This window comes from Sorangium sp. So ce426, from assembly GCF_051475585.1.
Taxonomy (GTDB): domain Bacteria; phylum Myxococcota_A; class Polyangia; order Polyangiales; family Polyangiaceae; genus Sorangium; species Sorangium cellulosum_B.
The window spans coordinates 5,436,216-5,454,178 of the sequence record NZ_CP150341.1 but is presented as its reverse complement, the minus strand read 5'-3'; the positions used below and the strand labels follow the sequence as shown (position 1 = coordinate 5,454,178).

Sequence of the window (17,963 nt, the reverse complement as noted above, 5' to 3'; positions counted from 1 at the left end):
CGGGGACGACCGCCGCGCTGGCCATGCGCTTCCGCGGGGAGCATCCGGCCCGCCGTGCGGTACAAGCACGTGACGTGCTGCGCCGCTTCGCCCTCGTCGTGCGCGTCCTGGTCTCGACGGCCGGGAAGGACGCCTTCGCGCGCGCCATGCCGCTGTACATGGGCATGGGCCTCGTCGCGGCGGTCGTGTTCGGCGGCAACGGGATGCACCCCTCGCAGCTCACGGGCATCGCGGGTGAGTCGCCCCTGTTCCGGGTCGCGCTGTGGGGGGCGTGGTTGCTCGTCGGGACGCCGGCGGCGCGCGCGCTGCTCCGCGCTCCGGCGACGTTCTTTCTCCGCGCGCTTCCGGTCCCGCGCCGCGAGCTGCTCTCGGCTCACGCGCTGCTCCTCGCCGTCGCGGAGCTCCCGTGGGTGGCGCTCTGGGCGGTCGGCGCCGGCGCGCTCGCCGGCTGCGCCGCCGGCGCCGCGGCGCTCGCGGCGCGCTGCATGCTCCTCGCCCGCCCGCGCGGCGCGCGCGAGCTCTCGGCCCTCGCGCTGCTCGCGGGCGCCATCGCGCTCGGGGCCCCGGCGCCGGTGCTGCTCGCGTGCGCCGCGCCCGCGCTGGCCGTCGGGCTGCGCGCGGCCGTCGCCCGCGCTCCAGAGATCCCCGCCGGCCGCGAGCGCTCGATGATCCCATCGGCGGCGCCCGCGCTCGTCGCGCTCGCGCTCGCCTACCTGGCGGCGCTCGTCCGTGGCCACCGCGCGGTGCTCGTGCGGGGCCTCGCGCTCGCGGCGATCGGCGCGCTCGCCGCGGCGGCCTGGGCCCGGAACAGCGGGCGGCTCGGCGGCGGGCCGCTCGCCGCGGGGTCGCTCGTCGGGCTCGCGCCCGTCGCGCTCTGCGCGGGCGCTGGCCTCTCCGGTCCCGTCCTGCGCGAGGAGCGGCGGCTCGCGTGGCTCCTCGACGCGTGCGGCGCGGCGGCCGGGCTCCGCGCGGGCGCCGTCGTCGCGGCGGTGGCCGCGCCGTCCGTCGCGCTCGCGCTCGGGCACGGCGCGGTGGTCGGCGCGCTCACCGGCGCGGCCCCTTCGGTGACGTTGCGCCTGGTCGGTGGCGCGGGGCTCGCGGGGCTGCTCCTCGCCGCGATCGCGCTCGGCTGCGTCCGGTGGTCCGTGCGGCAGGACGGCCGCGACAGCAGCCGGGTGCTGCTCTCGGTGCTCGCGGCGATCGCGGCGTCGATCGCGGCCGCGTGGACGCTGGGCGATCTCGCGCTCGCGGCCTTCGCTCCGGCCGCCGCGCTGCTCTCGGTGCCCGCCGGGGCGCGCTGGCTCTCGCCGGGTCGCGGGCGCGGCGCGGCGGCAGGAGAGGGGAGGGCGCTGTGACGCTGGAGGCGACGGGGATCCACAAGCGGCTCTCGGGCAGGGACGTGCTCTCGGGCGTCGAACTCCGCTGCGGACCTTCGGAGGTGGCGGTCGTGATGGGCGAAAACGGCGCCGGCAAATCGACCTTGCTGCGGGTCGTCGTCGGGTTGCTGGAGCCCGATCGCGGCGCCGTGACGCTCTCGGGAGAGGCCGTCCACGGCGCCGCGGCCTCGGCGCGGCGCCGGCTCGGCTACGCGCCCGACGCGACCGAGGCGCTGCCCGATCTCCAGGTCGCGGAGCTCTGCGCCCTCGTGCGCGCGCTCAAGCAGGCGCCGCCGCTCGACGGCGCGTGGCGCGCGTGGATCGACCGGCTCGGCGCGGCCGCCTTCTATCGACAGCGGCTCTCCAGGCTGTCGTTCGGTCAGCGCAAGCGCGCGCTCCTTCTCGCGGCGCTGGTGGGCGATCCTTGGCTGCTCGTGATCGACGAGCCGACCAACGGGCTGGACGCCGAGGGGGCGCGCACGGTGCTGGAGCTCATCGAGCAGCGCCGCGCGGAGGGGAAGGCGACGCTCCTCACGACGAACGACGCGGCCTTCGCGGCGGCGATCGGGGGGCACGTGCGCCGGCTGAACGGAGGGCGGCTCGGCGCGACGTAGGCGGCGCCTCGGCCCGGCGAGGCGCCGCGCCTCCGGACGCCGCCTACAGGCCGGGCTGCCCCCCCTCGCGGCCCGAAGGGTGCGGCAGCAGCCGCAGCACCCGCGTCTCGCGCTGCTCGCGGCCCTCGAGGTCGAGCGACGTGGGGACCTGGTACCGCGCGAGCTCCTCGACCGCCTCCGAGGGGCAATAGGCGCGCCCGGGATCGCCGACGAGCACCGCGGTGGCGCGCGCGGCCTCTTGGCGCAGCCACGGGAGCACGCGGTCGACCATCGCGCGCTCGTAGCAGACGTCGCCCGCCACGATGACGTCCCACGCGGCCGTCGCGGCGCTCGCCGTGAGATCCTCGGTGATCACGTCGACGGTGACGCCGTTCAGGGCCGCGTTCAGCCGGAGCGCCGCCGCGGCGAACGGATCGATGTCGGCGGCGCTCACGCGCGCGGCGCCGGCGAGCGCCGCGGCGATCGCGACGACTCCGCCGCCGGAGGCGAGGTCGAGGACGCGCTTGCCCGAGACCGCCGCGGGATGATCGAGGAGGTACCGCGCGAGCGCCTGCCCGCCCGCCCACGCGAACGCCCAGTACGGCGGCGGCACGCCCGCGCGCGCGAGCGCCGCCTCGGTCGCGTGCCAGAGCGGCGTGACCTCGGTCGCCAGGTGGAGCTTGACCTCGGGGACGAACGGCGGGCGGGCGACGGCCGTCTCGCGCGCGACGAACGCCGCGGCGCGCTCGGCGGCGGAGGCGGCCTCCCCGTCGGCGCCGGGCTGCGGCGCGGGCGCGAGCCCACTCGTCACGGCCATCGTTACCGCTTCGCGACGCGCGCTTCCGCGGCGCGCAGCGTCGTCTCGAGCAGCGAGGCGATCGTCATGGGGCCGACGCCGCCGGGCACCGGCGTGATCCAGGCGGCCCGCTCCCTCGCGGCGTCGAAATCGACGTCGCCCACCAGCTTGCCCGCGTCGTCGCGGTTCATGCCGACGTCGATCACCGTGGCCCCTTCCTTGATCCAGTCGCCGCCGATGAGCTTCGCCTTCCCCGCCGCCGCCACGAGGACGTCGGCCTCGCGGCAGAGCGCCTTCAGATCGCGCGTGCGCGTGTGGGCGATCGCGACCGTCGCGTGCCGCGCGAGCAGCAGCTGCGCCATCGGCCTGCCGACGAGGTTGCTCCGCCCCACCACCACCGCGCGGGCGCCGGCGAGCTCGACGCCCGCCTCGGCGAGCAGGCGCATGCAGCCGACCGGCGTGCACGGCGCGATGCCGCCCGGGCGGCCCATCGCGAGCAGCCCTGCGTTCACCGGGTGGAGGCCGTCGACGTCCTTCGCGGGATCGATGGCGTCGAGCACGGCGTGCGCGCGGATGTGCGCCGGCAGCGGCAGCTGGACGAGGATCCCGTCGACGGTGTCGTCCGCGTCGAGCTCCGCGACGCACGCGAGCAGCTCGGCCTCGGTCGTCGCGGCCGGGAGCGCGCGGAGCCGTCCTCGAATGCCGACCTCGTTCGACATCCGCTCCTTGCTCCGCGTGTGCGTCACGCTGGCCGGGTCCTCACCGACGAGCACCACCTCGAGGCCGGGGGGCCGACCGTGGGCGGCCACGAAGCGCGCCACCCCCTCCCGCACCTCGTCGCGGACCTTCTGCGCGATCGCCTTGCCGTCCAGGATCTTCGCCGCCATGGCCGCGGAGCTTAGTCCAGCCGCGGCCGTCGCGGGGGGCTGCCCGCAGCGGCCCGGGGAGCGATCGCGAGGATGGCCGGCGCACCGCCTCACGCCACGCGATCTTCCGGTTGACCCGTACGTCCAGCGTCTCTAGCCATGATCTGTGGACGCGCTGCACACCGATCTCTACCAGCTGACCATGGCGGCGGGCTATTTCCACCGCGGCATGGCCTCGCGCGTCGCGACGTGCGAGCTCTTCGTGCGGCGGCTGCCCCGGCGCCGGCGCTTCCTCGTCGCGATGGGCCTCGCGCGGGTCGTGCGCTACCTCGAGGAGCTCCGCTTCACCGAGGAGCAGATCGCCTACCTGAGCGCGCTGCCCGCCCTCGCGGACGCGATGACGCCGGCGTTCTGCGGCTACCTGCGGGACTTCCGCTTCCACGGCGACGTCTGGGCCATCCCCGAGGGGACCGCGTTCTTCGCGAACGAGCCGGTCCTGCGCGTCACGGCGCCGCTCATCGAGGCGCAGCTCATCGAGACGTTCGCCCTGTCCGCCATCAACCACGCCACCGCGATCGCGTCGAAGGCCGCGCGCGTCGTCCTGGCCGCCGGCGACGCGGGGGTCATCGAGTTCGGCACCCGCAGGGCGCACCCGGAGGCGGCGATCGACGCTGCGCGGGCCGCGTACGCGGTCGGCTGCGTCGGCACCTCCAACGTCGAGGCCGGGATGCGCTTCGGCATCCCGGTGATCGGGACGGCCGCGCACATGTGGACCATGGCCCACCCGACGGAGCAGGCCGCGTTCGAGGCCTACGTCGCCGTCTTCCCGAGCGCGGCGATCCTGCTCGTCGACACCTACGACACGCTCGTCGGCGCGGCGCGCGCCGCGGCGATCGCGCGCGACAAGCTGAAGGGGGTCCGGCTCGACTCCGGCGACCTCGCCGCGCTCAGCGTGGCCGTGCGCAAGATCCTCGACGACGCAGGCTGCACGTCGGCGAAGATCGTCGCCTCGGGCGATCTGAACGAGCACCGCATCGCCGAGCTCCGGCGCGCCGGGGCGCCCATCGACCTCTACGGCGTCGGGACGGACCTCGTGACGTCGATCGACGCCCCGGCGCTCGGCGGCGTCTACAAGCTCGTGGAGATCGGCGACGTCGAGCGGGGCGCGGGCGGAGAGCGCACGCCCATCGCGAAGTTCTCGGAAGGGAAGGCGACCCTGCCTGGCGCGCACCAGGTGCACCGCTTCCGCGATCGATCGGGGAAGCTCGCCCGCGACGTGATCGCGCTCGAGGGCGAGCCGATGAGCCCCGACGCCGAGCCGCTGCTCGCGCCCGTGATGGCGCGCGGCGCCCGGGTCGCGCCGCCCGAGGGGCTCGACGCCGTCCGGCTGCGCGCGCGCGCGCAGCTCGCCGGGCTCCCGGACGCGCTCCTCTCCATCGACGACGAGCCCGAGCAGGGCGCGCCCTTCGCGGCCGACGTGTCGCCGCGGCTCGGCGCGCTCGTGGAGGCGGTGCGCGCCCGCGTCGTCTCCGGCGCAGGACAGCGGTAGCGAGCGAGACCCCTGGCGTGCGCGGCCGCGAGAGGCCGCGCGCCCCCCACGACAGGAGACGACGACATGGCGAGCGGTCAATGGCCCCGACAATCTTCGCCCCCGAGGGTGTTCGTCGACGTCGACGTCCAGCGGGACTTCTGTGAGGAGACCGGCGCGCTGTACGTGAAGGGCTCGCCGAACGCGCTGTTCCGGAGGCTCACCGAGCACGCCGTCGCGCACGGGATCCCCATCGTCGGCTCGGTCGACTCGCACGCGTGGGACGCGTGGGAGTTCGCGTCGAACGACACGCCGGCCCCCGAGGGCGGCAAGCCGGGCTTCCCCGACCACTGCGTGAAGGGGACGCCGGGCTGGCTGAAGGTCGAGGGGACGCTGCCGCCGCGCTTCCGCTTCCTCCCGAACGTGGAGCGCGCGCCGATCGACGCGGCGGTGCGCGAGCTCGCGGCGCGCAGGAGCCACGCCGTCTACTTCGAGAAGGAGGTCTACAGCCTCTTCGCGAACCCGCTCGCCGAGGCGTTCCTGCGCGAGCTCTCCGCGGCGCTCGGCGGCGCGCCGGAGCTCGTCGTCTACGGCGTGGCGACCGACTACTGCGTCCGCGCCGCCGCCCTCGGCCTCGCCCAGCGCGGTTACAGCACGGTGCTCCTGACCGACGCCGTCGCCGGCATCACCGAGGCCGGGGTCGCCACCGCGCTCGCCGAGATGCAGGCCGCCGGCGTCACGCTCACGACGGCGTCAGCGCTTCTTTTCTGAGCAGGATCCAGCGGATCGCGCGGCGAGCCCAGGCGGGCTCCCGCCGCGATCGCGTCAGCGGCCTTCCGGCGAGCCGGTCGCGTCCGGGATGCTCGGCTGGCCTTGGGCGCGCAGCGACCCGCAGAGGTCCACGAGCGGCTGCGGCTTGTCGAAGTGCCACCCCTGCGCGTAGTGGATGCCCATCGACGTGAGCAGATCGGCGATCTCCTGGTTCTCCACCTGCTCGGCGACGGTCTTGATGCCGAGCGTGTCGCCGATGCGGTGCACCGACTCCACGATCGCGCGGTGGAGCGAGTTGTCCTTCAGATCGCGCACGAACATGCCGTCGATCTTGACGTAGTCGACCGGCAGGCTCTCCAGGTAGCCGTACGACGCGTGCCCGCTGCCGAAGTCGTCGATCGCGAACCGGCACCCCATGGCGCCGAGCTCCTGCATGAACCACAGCACCTCGCCGAGGTTGGCGAGCGCCGCCGTCTCGGTGATCTCGAAGCAGATCTTGCTCGGCGGCACCTGCGCCCGGTGCAGCTGCTCGACGAGGAAGTCGAGCAGGCCCTCGCGCAGCAGCGAGACGCCCGACAGGTTGATCGAGCACGTGTCGAGGCGCCTCAGCGCGTGCTGCGGCAGCGCGCCGATGAGCCGGAACGCCTGGCGCGCGACGTAGCGATCGATCACGTGGATCAGGCCGCTCTGCTCCGCCGCCTGGATGATGCCGACCGGCGAGTAGAACCGGCCGTCCTCGCCGAGCTGCCGCACGAGCACCTCGAAGTGCGCGCCGCGGGGCGTGTGCGCCGCGCCCGGCTTGATGAGCGGGTGGATGCCCTGCGAGTAGAGCCGGAGCCGCCCCTCGGCGAGGTGGCGCTGCAGGCTCGCGACCCACTGCATCGAGCGCCGGCTCGTCGTCATCTGCTGGTCGTCGAGGTAGACCTGCAGCCTCCCGCGCCCGTTCTCCTTCGCGATGCGGCACGCGTGATCGGCGGCGCCGAGCACGTCGACGGCCCGCTCGAAGTGCGGGGTCAGCACGACGAGCCCGATGCTCGCGCCGATCGAGAACGTCTTCTCCGCCCACCCGAACCGGAACTCGAGCAGGCAGATCTGCAGGTCGCGCGCGATCCGCTCCGCTTCCCGCTCGCTCTTGTCCGCGAGCAAGAGGACGAACTCGTCGCCGCCGATCCGCCCGGCCGCGTCCTTCGGGCCGACGATCTCGTGCACGCGCGTCGCGACCCACTGGAGCAGATCGTCGCCCGCCTCGTGCCCGCACGTGGCGTTCACGAGCCGGAAGCGATCCAGGTCGATGTAGCAGAGCGCGTACGGCGTGTTGTTCGCCCTGCAGTCGTTCAGCGCCTCCTCGATGCGATCGATGATCGCGTACCGATCGAGGAGCCGCGTCAGCGCGTCGTAGCGGGGCTTGGCCGGGTGGATCGGCAAGGGCCCCGGCGCGCCGAGCTCGCGGAAGAGGATGAGCTGCCCGGGGGCGGGCGGCGGCCTCGAGTCGCGCTGGCTCTCGCGCGTGGGCCGCCCCGTGAGCGTGCCGATCGTGTGGACGACGGGGATGACCGAGCCGTCGCGGCGCTCGAGCAGCGCGGTGTACCGCGCGGACGTCGGTCTGCTCGCCGCGGCTGCCTCGGGCGCGGCGAGCGGCGCGCCCGGCGTGCGCAGCGCGCCCTCGTCGATGATCACGGGCGCGAGCGGCGCCACCGGCTCGCGCCGCGGCGTGAGCGCGGGCGGCGCGGCGGCCTTCGCGGGCGCGCCCTCGTCGAACAGCTCCGTCATCTCTCCGACGTCGATGTCCGGATCTCCGCTCGTCGTCCCCGCGGCCGGGATCAGCCGGAGCACGCGATCGAGCAGCGCGCCGCGCGCCTCGACGATCGACCAGCCGGTCAGCCGCTCCGCTGCCCCGTTGACGCGCACCACGCGCTGCTCGGCGTCGACTTCGATCACGCCGACGTCGAGCTCGGACAGCCACGACGCGAGCTGCTTGTCCGGCGAGCCGCGGTGCGCGTCCGAGCGATCGAACGCGGCGTGCAGGCTCGACTCCGGCCGGTCATCGATCTTTGCCACCACCCCGTTATGGTAGTTGCATTCCCGGAGAAGCGGACTTCTTAAGCGCCGACGGCGAGGAAACTCGACGGTCGCAGACCCCCCTTCGAGGTAGGCTCGGGTCGTGGTGGTCACGAGGCGAGCAGGCGCTCCGGGCAGACGTGGGCGCCGGCGCATGTCGCACCTCCTTCCGACACCGGCCGCGCTCGACCGTGGGGACGACGAAGGCCGGTTTTGACGCGATGCGTTGTGATGCTGGGTCGAGATCTGACAGCGGAGAGGCGTGCCGGTCACGCCAGGGAGGGGGCTGAAGCGGCCATGGGGATCGTCCTGTTCGGGCTCACCGGCGGCCTGGGATCCGGCAAGAGCACGGTGGCGGCTCATTTTCGCGCGCGGGGGCTTCCGGTCATCGACGCCGACGCGCTCGCCCGCGAGGTGGTGGCGAAGGGAACCGAGGGGCTCGACGAGGTGGTGCGCACCCTGGGCCCGGAGGTGGTCTCGCCGGACGGCTCGCTCGATCGCGCGCGCGTCGCCGCGGTGGTGTTCGCCGATCCGGACAAGCGGCGCCAGCTGAACGCGATCGTGCACCCGCGCATCACGGCGCTCACGCTGGAGCGCGCTGCCGAGCTGGAGGCGCAGGGCGAGCCGCTCGCCTGCTACGAGGCGGCGCTCCTCGTCGAGAACGGGGTCGCCGATGCGTTCCGCCCGCTCGTCGTGGTCGCCGTGCCCGAGGCGGTCCAGATCGCCCGCGCGATGGCGCGGGACGGCGCGACCGAGCACCACGTGCGCGCCCGGCTCGCCGCGCAGCTCCCGCTCGCCAGCAAGGTCGCGGTGGCCGACTACGTCATCGAGAACTCCGGCGATCGCGCCGAGACCGAGCGGCAAGCCGACGAGGTGCTCGCCGCGATCCGGGCGAAGCTCGGCGTCGGTCCCAGCGCCGCGCTCCAGGGATCGGGCCAGGGTCCCTGAAGCGGCCTCCGCTGGACCACTGACTTGATGCGCAGTGCCCGGCGTGGAAACCTCGCGACCGGCCGATGACGTCGTTCAAGTCGAAGCTCGCGCGGCTCGGACCGCTCCCGGCGGAGCGGCGCGGCCCTGCGCCGCTCGCCGTCGCGCAGGCGTCGCTCGATCGCGGTCCCGCCGTGGACGGCGCCGGCTTTTCCGAAGCTCCTCCCGCACCGGCGGCCGCGGCGCTGGCCGCGGCGTCTGCATCGCCCTCGACGGGCGTCGCTCGACCGTCGCTCGACGATCTGCGCGAGCGCATCTCCCGCATCGTCGCCCGGGGCGCGCCGCCGACCCCCAGGGCCGATCCCGCGCGCGGCGAGCTCCCCTTCCATGTCGAGCAGACGCCCGGGGGGCCGCTCTATGCGAGCCGCACCCGCTCGCTCGCGGCCGCCCGCGTCGGCCGCGCGCCGCTCGTCGCCGCGCGCGACGCCGACCCGGCCATGCTCGCGCTCCTCTCGCTCGATCCGGCGCTCGCCGGCTGCGACGTGCGGCGGGCGCTGTTCCTCGATACGGAGACCACGGGCCTCGCGGGCGGCACGGGCACCGTGCCGTTCCTGATCGGCCTCGCCTGGTTCGACCCCGGGGCGGACAGCGCGGGGCCGCTCGGCGAGCCTTCGTCCGACGGCTTCGTCATGGAGCAGCTCCTCCTGCGCCGCCTCGGCGAGGAGGAGCCCATCCTGCGCCGCCTCGCCGAGCGCCTCGCCGCCGCCTCGATGATCGTCACGTACAACGGCAAGGCGTTCGACATGCCGCTCCTGCGCGCGCGCTACGTGATGAACCGCCTGCCGCCGCCGCCCGAGCTGCCGCACCTCGATCTCGTCCACGTCGCTCGCCGCATCCACAAGGCCCGCCTGAAGAGCCGCACCCTCATCGCCCTCGAGCACGACGTGCTCGGCCGGGTGCGCGTCGGGGACGTGCCCGGCGGCGAGATCGTCGCGTGTTACGCCCACTTCCTGCGCACCGGCGACGAGGAGGCGCTGATCGGCGTGGTCGAGCACAACGCCGCCGACGTCCTCGCCATGGTCGCGCTGGTCGGCCTCTACGGCGAGCCGCTCGGCAGCCTCGCCGCCGGCGATCTCGCCGGGGTGGCCGCGACGCTGCGGCGGGCGGGCGCGCTCGAGCGCGCGGCCGAGCTCGCGGACGCGGCCGTCGAGCGCGGCGGTGGCGCGGTCGCGCGGCGGGCGCGCGGCGACATCGCGAAGGCGCGCGGGGACAAGGCGCGGGCGCTCGCGGATTACGAGGCCCTCGCGGCCGAGATCGACGATCCCTCGGTGCGCCTCGAGCTCGCGAAGCTCTACGAGCACCACGTGCGCTCCTTCGCCCGCGCCCTCGAGCTGGCCGACCAGGGCACCGCGGAGCCCGAGCCCGCGCAGGCCCGCCGCCGGGCCCGCCTGCAGCGCAAGGTCGATCGCAGCGCCGCGGCGCTCGCGCTGCCGTTCGGGCAAGCCGCGGGCGCGGTCGACGGCGCTCCTGCGCGCCCGTGCTCCGAGCCATCCGAGCCAGCGGCGTCGCGGGGCGAGGGGGACGCGAGGGAGAGGGAAGAGTGAGCGGGCATGCACTGCGTCCACCACGTCCTCGCGCCCCGGCGTCATCGTTCGGGCGCCCGGGCGAGCCGATCGAGAAATCCATCGGTCTGGCTTCTCGCCAGCGCGCGCGTGGGCTAGGGTGGGGGCGATGATTACCGTCGGCTGCGCCGGTTTTCCCGTCCCAGCGACGCGCTATTTCCGCGAGTTCATGTTCGTGGAGGTGCAGGAGACCCATGTGTCCCTCCCGGGACCTGGAACGATCCGGCGCTGGCGGCGCGAAGCTCCAGGCGGCTTTCGCTTCGCCCTGCTCGGTCCGCGCGAGATCGGGCAGGAGGGGTTTCGGGACGGCAAGGTCATCGAGACGGCGCTCAAGAGCATCGAGGCGGTCGCGGATGAGCTCGAGGCGAAGCTCGCCGTCTTCGTCGGCCCCCCGGAGTTCACGCCGACGCGCGCGAACAAGGCCATCCTGCGCGACTTCCTCGTCAACGTGAAGAAGCGCTTCGAGCGCGTCGTCTTCGAGCCTCCGCCGGGGTGGGATCCGGACGAGTGCGACGAGCTCACCCAGGAGGTCGGCGCGCTCGCCGCGCGCGATCCGCTGAACGCGGGGCTCTCGCGGCTGAAGGTGGCGTACTACCGCCTGCACGGTCCCGCGGGGCACAAGTCGCGCTACGAGGATCCGGCGATCGAGCGGCTCGCGGAGATCGCGCGCGGCGCGAAGCACGACGACGCGACGTACGTGTTCACGAACGTCGACATGTTCGCCGACGCGAAGCGCTTCAAGAAGGCGATGAAGCTCTAGAGCGGCGGTCGCCCGCTTCGGATACGGGCCCATCTCGACGTTTTCGGTGCTCAGCGTACATGAGTACGCTTCCGCGCCGAAAACGCCGATCTGGGCCCGTCTCCTGTGCGGGCGACCGCCGCTCTTGCGTCGCTCGAGCGTCCGCCGCGCCGCGCGCGGGCGGCGTCGGCGTGTGCCACGCGAATGCGCTGGCGGCTCAGGCTTTGCCGCGCTCGAGCCGCCAGCGCTTCGGCCGCGTGAACAGCGCCATGGCGGCGCTCGCGGCCGCGGCGACGTACCACGGGATGTCCTTCACGGTCCCGTAGACGGTCTGCGCGCGCATGAACCGGGCCTCGCCGAGGAGCGACTGCTCCTTGAACGTGTCGCTGTGCGTGACGACCCGCCCGACCGGGTCGACGATCGCGGAGACGCCGCTGTTCGTCGCGCGCACGAGGTAGCGGCGGTGCTCGATCGAGCGCATCTTCGCGAGCGCGAGGTGGATCCACGGCTCCGTCGAGTCGCCGAACCAGGCGTCGTTCGTGAGGTTGACGAGGAGGTCGGGGTCGCCCTGGGCGACCAGCTTGTTCACGAAGTGCGGCAGGATGTCCTCGTAACAGATCATCGTCGCGAGCCTGTGGCCGTCCCACTCGAGCGGAGCGAGCGACGTGCCGGGGCTGAAGCGGCCCGAGTTCGGCGACAGCTTGTAGAGGTACGGGACCAGCTCGCCGAAGGGGAGGTACTCGCCGAACGCGAGCAGGTACTGCTTGTCGTATCGACCGAGGATCTCGCCATCCTTGCCGGCCATGAGCGCGGTGTTGAAGCTCACGCCGCGCTCGTTCCGGTCGGCCGCCTGCCGGTGGATGACCGTGCCGACCACCGTGGGGACGCCGAGGCGGCCCGTGAGCGACCGCTGGACCTCGCGCTGGTAGGCCGACTCGCGGAACGCTTGCGGCACGCCCGCCTCGCTCCACACGACGAGCTCCGCGCCCTGCTGCGCGAGCTCCCGGGTCCGGCTCACGTGGATCTTGTGGGCGTTTCGCCGGTCGAAGAGCGCGAGGTTCGGCTGGACGATCCCGATCTTGATCGGCTCGGCCGCGGCGACGGCCGCGTCCACGGCGCGGATCCGGAGGACGCCATACACGGCGGCGAGGGCGGGGGCGGCGATCCCCACCGCGACGACCGCGCGGTTCAGCGGGCGACCGCGTCGCGGCGGGCCGGCGTCGCGGCCGGCTTCGCCCGGCGCGGGGCTCGCGCGATCCAGCCGGTGCGTCACGAGCTCGGCGATCGCGAGGTTCGCGGCGACAAGCACCAGGCCGACGAGGTAGGGGCCGCCGAGATCCGCGACCTGGCCCATCACCGGCGCGTTGTGGACCGATGCGCCGTAGTACCAGGGGAAGAGGAGCGGAAAGACGAGCTCGCTCGTCACGAACGCGAGCGCGAAGGCCACCGAGCCTGGCCATCCGCGCGCCTCGGCCCGCCCGTAGAGCCACCCGCACAGGGCGATCCTCCCGGCCTGGTAGCCGCAGAGGATGGCCATGAAGAGCGCGCAGAGGATCGTGGGGAATCCGCTGAACACGCGCAGCATCTCGAGCAGCCAGTAGAAGCCGGTCATCGTCATGACGAAGCCGGCGATCCAGCCGAGCAGCGCCGCGCGCCCGGGCGTCTGTCCGCGCAGCGCGACGATCAGCGGGGCGAGGCCGAAGAACGAGATCGGCCAGAGATCCATCCCAGGAAACCCGAGAAAGTAGAAGAGCCCGCTGAGGGCCGCGAGCGCATAGGCGAGGCGCGCGGGCAGCGCGCGCGCCGCGCTTGCTGCGCGCGCGGGGGGGTCGCCCGCGCTGCGCGGCGCGCCCGGCAGCGCGAGGCCGGCGGTCTCTCCACCCCCGGCGTCTGCGACGGCAGCCTCGCTCTCTTGCTGGTGCGCGGTCGTCATCGGGAGCGCCCGACGAAGGGAATGGAGCGCGCCGTCGTGACGGCGGCGCAGCGGAACCTGGAAGGGCCGAGCATGGCGGCCCCGTATTGAAGGGACGCTGTCCCTCCGTCAACCCGCTCGGCGCGAGCCTGGCGACCCGCACGGCGCGAGCCTGGCAACTTGCACCGCAAACGAGCGCTCCGAGCGGACGAGCCCGGCATTGGGCGCGCCCGCGCAGCCTGGCCAGGTGGTGGAAGTTCGCGCAGAACGTGCCTGAACCCCCACGATCGCGACTACTATGCGCACGCAGAGCCCATGTCGAAGATCCTTCACATCGAGGACGATCCCGCGAACCGCCTGCTCGTCCGCAAGCTGCTCCAGAACGCGGGCTACGAGGTCCTAGAGGCCGCCGACGGGCTCGAAGGGGTACGTCTCGCCTGTACGCAGCACCCCGACCTCGTCCTCGTCGACCTGAACATCCCGGGCCTCGATGGGTTCGAGGTCACCCTGCGCCTGCGCGGCGAGGCGTCGCTCGCCGGCGTCCCCATCGTGGCGATCACCGCGGAGGGCGACCGGGACACGAGCCTCGCCGTCGGCTGCGACGGCTTTCTCCAGAAGCCGATCGACGCGCGCTCCTTCCCGTCGATCATCGCCCGCTACCTCAGCGGCGCGCGCGAGGAGCTCCCCGCGTCCCAGGGGCCGCTCCGGCTGCGCGAGCAGAGCCAGCGCATCGTCGCCCACCTGGAGCAGAAGGTCGCCGAGCTCTCGCGCGCCAACGCCCGGCTCCGCGAGCTCGACGCCGCGCGCACCGAGTTCTACCGCAACATCTCCCACGAGCTCGCGACCCCGATGACCCCGATCGTCGGGTACGTGAAGCTGCTCGCCGACGAGGAGCTCGGCCCGCTCAACAAGGCGCAGAAGAAGGCGCTGCTCGCGATGGAGGACTGCGTCCGCAGGCTCCGCTCGCTCATCGACAACCTCCTCGACGTCACCGGCATCGAGACGGGCCGGATGCGCTTCATGCACTCCGAGTACGACTTCCTCGACACCACGCGGCGCGCCCTCGCCCAGGTCGCCGACCGCTTCGCCGAGGGGAAGGTCCAGCTCGTCGAGGATCTGCCGCGCGGCCCGCTCCCCGCGTGGGGCGACGCAGGCCGCCTGCAGCGGGCGATGATCCAGCTGTTCGAGAACGCGGCGAAGTTCACGCCGGCCGGCGGCACCGCGGGCGTGCGGGTCACCGTGCTCCAGTCGGGGCACTACGAGCTCTGCGTCGCCGACAGCGGGCCCGGGGTCAAGCCGGACCGCCAGTCGCGCATCTTCGAGCCGTTCTACCAGGTCGACGGCTCGGCCACGCGCGCCTACGGCGGCGTCGGCGTCGGGCTCGCGATCGCGCGGCGCACCGCCCGGGGGCTCGGCGGCGACGTGCGCGTCGCGTCTCCCAGCAACGAGATCATCGAGGGGGAGACGCTGACCGGGGCCGCGTTCTACCTGACGGTCGCCCGGCGAGCGCCCTTCCAGGACGACGGCAGCTCCCCCGGGCGGCTCGGCCCGCCCTCGTCGCCTCCCACCGATCCCTCGTCGTCCATCTGATGCACCCGGCCGCTCGCGCCATCTACCTCGACTGGAACGCCACGACGCCGCCGCACCCCGAGGTCCTGGCCGCGATGCAGTCCGCGGCGGAGGTGGCCTGGGCCAACCCCGCGAGCGTCCACGGACCCGGGCGTCGGGCGCGCGCGTTCATCGAGCAGGCGCGGGAGGCGGTCGCCCGGCTGACGGGCTTCGACGCGCGCGACGTGATCCTCACCTCGGGCGGCACCGAGGCCAACAACCTCGCGCTCTGCCACGCGTTCGACGATCGATCCGGGGCGCTCGTCGTCTCGCGGATCGAGCACCCGTCGGTGACCCGCGCCGCCGAGGCGCTCGCCGGCCGCGGCGTGCACGTCGCGTGGATCGAGCCCGAGCCATCCGGCCGCGTCGCGCCGGAGGCGATCGCGGCCGCCGTGGATCGCGCGGCGGCCGTCGCGCCCGTGCGGCTCGTGAGCCTCCAGGCGGTGAACCACGAGACGGGGGTCGTCCAGCCGATCGCCGAGGCGGCGGCGATCGTCCACGCCCGCGGGGCGCGCCTCCATGTGGACGCCGTCCAGGCGGTGGGACGCCTCCCGCCGGAGGCGTGGGCCGGGGCGGATCTCGCGTCGATCGCGGCCCACAAGATCCGCGGGCCGAAGGGGATCGGCGCCCTCGCGGTCCGGCCTGGCATCCGGCTCCGGCCCGTCCTGCTCGGAGGCGCCCAGGAGCGCGGGCTGCGGCCCGGGACGCAGGACCCGCTCGCCGCGGCCGGCTTCGCCGTGGCCGCCCGGCGCGCGATCGGCGGTCCTGCCCGCTACGCAGCGCTCGCCCCGCTCCGCGATCGCCTCGAGGCCGAGCTCGTCGAGATCGGGCGCGCGGCCGGCGCCGCGCCGATCCGCAACGGGGACGGCGACCGCGCCCCCCACATCACGAACCTCTCCTGGCCCGGCTGGCGCGGCGACGAGCTCTGCGCCGCGCTCGACCTGGAGGGGGTCGCCGTGTCCAGCGGATCGGCCTGCAGCGCCGGGACCGCCGAGCCTTCCCCGGTCCTCACGGCGATGCTCGGGCCAGAGCGCGCGGCGTCCGCCGTGCGCTTCTCGATCGGCGAGGACACGGCCGAGGCCGACCTCGTCGAGGCCACGCGCCGCGTGGCCCGCGTGCTCTCCCGCCTGCGATCGCTTCGAGCCGGAAGCTGAGCCGATCCCGTCGCTTACCGGGAACCCGTCGATTCTTGAACCATCCCTCGAGCCATTCCGGATAAGCGCGCAGAGAAGGGTGAGTCCACAGGGGTATCTCTTCGCAGCGATTGACCTTTTCGAGGGGGCTGTGGATTCTTTTGGTCGATCCATTGAATGGATCGATTCGGTCGTCTCGCTGTGAGCCTGTTCAGCGTTCGACGAGGTGCTCGACTTCGCTTCAGGTTTCGTTTGTATCCATTCGAATTTATTGTCAATTTTGTTGATGTAACGAGTCGTCCCGCGGCGCTGCCCGGCGATCTCGCGGCGCGCGATCACGCCGGCTCCGGACGCATCGATCGAGGGCTGTCCAGGCCAGCGCTCGGATGAGCTCACGCTCGACGTGCGGCGGTGCTGCCAGGCCACGTCGCGGCGCGCGCGCGTGCTGGTGACCGGGACATGGAGGCGCGCCGCGAGCGGCCGAGCGCGCTGTCCGGCTACGCGCTCGATGCGCGGCGCTGCCGGACGACTTCGTAGAGCGCGATCGCCCCTGCGACCGAGGCGTTCAGCGAGGCGATGGGGCCGGTCATGGGGAGCCGGGCGACGTGCTGGCAGACGCGGCGGACCGAGCGGCGCGTGCCCTTGTCCTCGGCGCCGATGACGATCGCGACAGGGCCGGTCAGGGGCAGCTCGCCGAGCTCCACCGGACCCTGGGCGTCGAGCGCTATCGCGGCGACGCCTCGGGCGGCGAGCGCCTCGAGGGCGTCGGGCAAGGAGGGGACGCGGCACAGCCTCGCGTGCTCGATCGCGCCCGCGGACGCCCGGAAGGTCGCCGGGGTGAGCGGCGCCGAGCTGTGCTCGGGCCACAGGATGGCCCGGGCGCCCAGGGCGACGGCGCTGCGGATCACCGCGCCGAAGTTCTGCGGGTCCATGACGCCGTCGAGCGCCACCGTGATCGTGCCGGCGCCGGGCTGGCCCTCCTCGACGACCGGGATCTCGTCGACCCCGACGATCTGGAGCTCGGGCGCCGAGGCCACGGCCCCCTGGTGGCGCCCGCCGGCGCTGCGGCGATCGAGCTCGTTGCGGGGCGCGCGCTCGGTCGGGATGCCCTGGCCCTCCGCGAGGCGCGCGAGCGCGTCGAGCTTCGGGCCGCCGTCGCGCTGGACGAGGACCCATCCGACGCGCGCGCCGTGCGCGCGGATCGCCTCACGAACCGGCTGGAGACCGTAGACGAGGCGGCTCACGGGCGCGGAGGGTGGAGCGTGTGCGCGATCTCCTGGACGATCGAGCGCGCCGTGGCGAGCGGATCGGCCGCGTCGCGGATCGGCCGGCCGACGACGAGGAGATCTGCGCCGGCCGAGATCGCGGCCGAGGGCGTGGCGATGCGCTTCTGATCATCGCCTTGTGTGCCGCCTGCGCCTGGACCGAGGCGGATGCCCGGCGTCACGATGAGCTCGCCCCGCCCGAGCGCCTCCCGCAGCGCGGGGACCTCGTGCGGCGAGGCGACGAACCCGTGGACGCCGGCGCCGCGCGCGAGCTGCGCCAGCCGGACCACGTGCTCGGACGCGCTCCCCTGCACGCCCTGCGCGGCGAGATCGCCGTCGTCGAGCGACGTGAGCACGGTGACGGCGAGCAGGATCATGTCCTGAGAGCGCGCCGCCTCGTGGGCCGCGCGCCTCAGCATCTCGGCGCCGCCGGCGGCGTGCACCGTCAGGTACCGGACCCCGAGCGCGGCGGCGCCCGCCACGGCCCGCGCCACCGTCTCGGGGATGTCGTGCAGCTTCAGATCGAGGAAGACGTCGAGCCCGAGCGACTTGCCGATCTCGACCGCCCTCGGCCCCTCGCGGACGAACAGCTCCAGGCCGACCTTGAGCACGCCGATCGAGGGGGCGATGCGGGTCGCCGCCGCCCTGGCCTCGTCGAGGTTCGCGTAGTCGAGCGGGAAGACGAGCCTGCGGCGCGCCTCGTCGAGCGAGCCGCCGCCGAGGCTCGTTCTCTGCCTGACGGAGCTGTGGTTCGCCATTCAGGGACCCC

At 74.0% G+C, this 17,963-nt stretch carries 15 protein-coding genes; 9 read left to right on the top strand and 6 right to left on the bottom strand.

Annotated features, from left to right (window positions below):
• Window positions 1–74 precede the first annotated feature (74 nt).
• Window positions 75–1,355, top strand: a complete 1,281-nt coding sequence (locus WMF44_RS20210) for a hypothetical protein (RefSeq protein WP_437300754.1) — start codon at window positions 75–77, stop codon at window positions 1,353–1,355.
• Complete coding sequence (locus tag WMF44_RS20205; RefSeq protein WP_437300753.1) at window positions 1,352–1,990, top strand: ATP-binding cassette domain-containing protein; 639 nt, start codon at window positions 1,352–1,354, stop codon at window positions 1,988–1,990. Before WMF44_RS20210 ends, WMF44_RS20205 begins: the two co-directional genes overlap by 4 nt.
• Before the next feature lie 43 nt (window positions 1,991–2,033).
• On the opposite strand, the gene WMF44_RS20200 is transcribed toward WMF44_RS20205, so the two are convergent.
• On the bottom strand, window positions 2,034–2,786 hold the full coding sequence (locus WMF44_RS20200; RefSeq protein WP_437300752.1) for a class I SAM-dependent methyltransferase: 753 nt from the start codon (window positions 2,784–2,786) through the stop codon (window positions 2,034–2,036).
• Between the two features lie 2 nt (window positions 2,787–2,788).
• Window positions 2,789–3,652: a bifunctional methylenetetrahydrofolate dehydrogenase/methenyltetrahydrofolate cyclohydrolase FolD gene (gene folD, locus WMF44_RS20195; protein ID WP_437300751.1), complete on the bottom strand. Its 864-nt coding sequence runs from the start codon at window positions 3,650–3,652 to the stop codon at window positions 2,789–2,791.
• A gap of 145 nt (window positions 3,653–3,797) precedes the next feature.
• Between folD and WMF44_RS20190 the strand changes: the two genes are divergently transcribed.
• Window positions 3,798–5,180, top strand: a complete 1,383-nt coding sequence (locus WMF44_RS20190; RefSeq protein WP_437300750.1) for a nicotinate phosphoribosyltransferase — start codon at window positions 3,798–3,800, stop codon at window positions 5,178–5,180.
• A 66-nt stretch (window positions 5,181–5,246) separates the two neighbouring features.
• Window positions 5,247–5,930, top strand: a complete 684-nt coding sequence (locus WMF44_RS20185) for a cysteine hydrolase family protein (RefSeq protein WP_437300749.1) — start codon at window positions 5,247–5,249, stop codon at window positions 5,928–5,930.
• A gap of 54 nt (window positions 5,931–5,984) precedes the next feature.
• On the opposite strand, the gene WMF44_RS20180 is transcribed toward WMF44_RS20185, so the two are convergent.
• Complete coding sequence (locus tag WMF44_RS20180) at window positions 5,985–7,988, bottom strand: putative bifunctional diguanylate cyclase/phosphodiesterase (protein WP_437300748.1); 2,004 nt, start codon at window positions 7,986–7,988, stop codon at window positions 5,985–5,987.
• A gap of 297 nt (window positions 7,989–8,285) precedes the next feature.
• On the opposite strand from WMF44_RS20180, the gene coaE reads away from it, so the two are divergent.
• The 3 genes from coaE (at window position 8,286) to WMF44_RS20165 (ending at window position 11,297) form a co-directional block, all read left to right on the top strand.
• The gene (coaE, locus tag WMF44_RS20175) at window positions 8,286–8,936 is read left to right on the top strand and encodes a dephospho-CoA kinase (RefSeq protein WP_437300747.1); all 651 of its coding nucleotides are present in this window, start codon (window positions 8,286–8,288) and stop codon (window positions 8,934–8,936) included.
• Window positions 8,937–9,001: 65 nt separating this feature from the next.
• Entirely contained in the window at window positions 9,002–10,519 is a 1,518-nt protein-coding gene (locus WMF44_RS20170) for a ribonuclease H-like domain-containing protein (RefSeq protein WP_437300746.1), read from the top strand.
• Between the two features lie 127 nt (window positions 10,520–10,646).
• Window positions 10,647–11,297 (top strand): DUF72 domain-containing protein, encoded by a 651-nt coding sequence (locus tag WMF44_RS20165; RefSeq protein WP_012236337.1) that lies wholly within the window; start codon window positions 10,647–10,649, stop codon window positions 11,295–11,297.
• Between the two features lie 196 nt (window positions 11,298–11,493).
• Here WMF44_RS20165 and lnt read toward each other — a convergent pair whose 3' ends face one another.
• The gene (gene lnt / locus WMF44_RS20160) at window positions 11,494–13,209 is read right to left on the bottom strand and encodes an apolipoprotein N-acyltransferase (protein ID WP_437300745.1); all 1,716 of its coding nucleotides are present in this window, start codon (window positions 13,207–13,209) and stop codon (window positions 11,494–11,496) included.
• A 294-nt stretch (window positions 13,210–13,503) separates the two neighbouring features.
• On the opposite strand from lnt, the gene WMF44_RS20155 reads away from it, so the two are divergent.
• Window positions 13,504–14,778: a hybrid sensor histidine kinase/response regulator gene (locus tag WMF44_RS20155; protein ID WP_437300744.1), complete on the top strand. Its 1,275-nt coding sequence runs from the start codon at window positions 13,504–13,506 to the stop codon at window positions 14,776–14,778.
• Window positions 14,778–15,950 (top strand): cysteine desulfurase family protein, encoded by a 1,173-nt coding sequence (locus WMF44_RS20150; protein ID WP_437300743.1) that lies wholly within the window; start codon window positions 14,778–14,780, stop codon window positions 15,948–15,950. Before WMF44_RS20155 ends, WMF44_RS20150 begins: the two co-directional genes overlap by 1 nt.
• A 476-nt stretch (window positions 15,951–16,426) precedes the next feature.
• Here the strand turns inward: WMF44_RS20150 and WMF44_RS20145 are convergent, their stop codons facing one another.
• Together WMF44_RS20145 and pyrF are read right to left on the bottom strand one after the other, a co-directional pair.
• Window positions 16,427–17,173 carry a TrmH family RNA methyltransferase gene (locus WMF44_RS20145; protein WP_437300742.1) on the bottom strand — a complete coding sequence of 249 codons (747 nt, stop codon included), beginning with the start codon at window positions 17,171–17,173 and terminating at the stop codon, window positions 16,427–16,429.
• Entirely contained in the window at window positions 17,170–17,952 is a 783-nt protein-coding gene (pyrF, locus tag WMF44_RS20140; RefSeq protein ID WP_437300741.1) for an orotidine-5'-phosphate decarboxylase, read from the bottom strand. The genes WMF44_RS20145 and pyrF overlap by 4 nt, the downstream gene beginning before the upstream one ends.
• Between the last annotated feature and the right edge of the window lie 11 nt (window positions 17,953–17,963).

What these genes read in the sequence shown, in the direction of transcription:
- coaE (WP_437300747.1), top strand. Translation starts at nt 8,286, where the DNA reads ATGGGGATCGTCCTGTTCGGGCTCACCGGCGGCCTGGGATCCGGCAAG.
- WMF44_RS20150 (WP_437300743.1), top strand. Translation starts at nt 14,778, where the DNA reads ATGCACCCGGCCGCTCGCGCCATCTACCTCGACTGGAACGCCACGACG.
- lnt (WP_437300745.1), bottom strand. Translation starts at nt 13,209, where the DNA reads ATGACGACCGCGCACCAGCAAGAGAGCGAGGCTGCCGTCGCAGACGCC.
- WMF44_RS20155 (WP_437300744.1), top strand. Translation starts at nt 13,504, where the DNA reads ATGTCGAAGATCCTTCACATCGAGGACGATCCCGCGAACCGCCTGCTC.
- WMF44_RS20185 (WP_437300749.1), top strand. Translation starts at nt 5,247, where the DNA reads ATGGCGAGCGGTCAATGGCCCCGACAATCTTCGCCCCCGAGGGTGTTC.
- folD (WP_437300751.1), bottom strand. Translation starts at nt 3,652, where the DNA reads ATGGCGGCGAAGATCCTGGACGGCAAGGCGATCGCGCAGAAGGTCCGC.
- WMF44_RS20170 (WP_437300746.1), top strand. Translation starts at nt 9,002, where the DNA reads ATGACGTCGTTCAAGTCGAAGCTCGCGCGGCTCGGACCGCTCCCGGCG.
- WMF44_RS20200 (WP_437300752.1), bottom strand. Translation starts at nt 2,786, where the DNA reads ATGGCCGTGACGAGTGGGCTCGCGCCCGCGCCGCAGCCCGGCGCCGAC.
- WMF44_RS20165 (WP_012236337.1), top strand. Translation starts at nt 10,647, where the DNA reads ATGATTACCGTCGGCTGCGCCGGTTTTCCCGTCCCAGCGACGCGCTAT.
- pyrF (WP_437300741.1), bottom strand. Translation starts at nt 17,952, where the DNA reads ATGGCGAACCACAGCTCCGTCAGGCAGAGAACGAGCCTCGGCGGCGGC.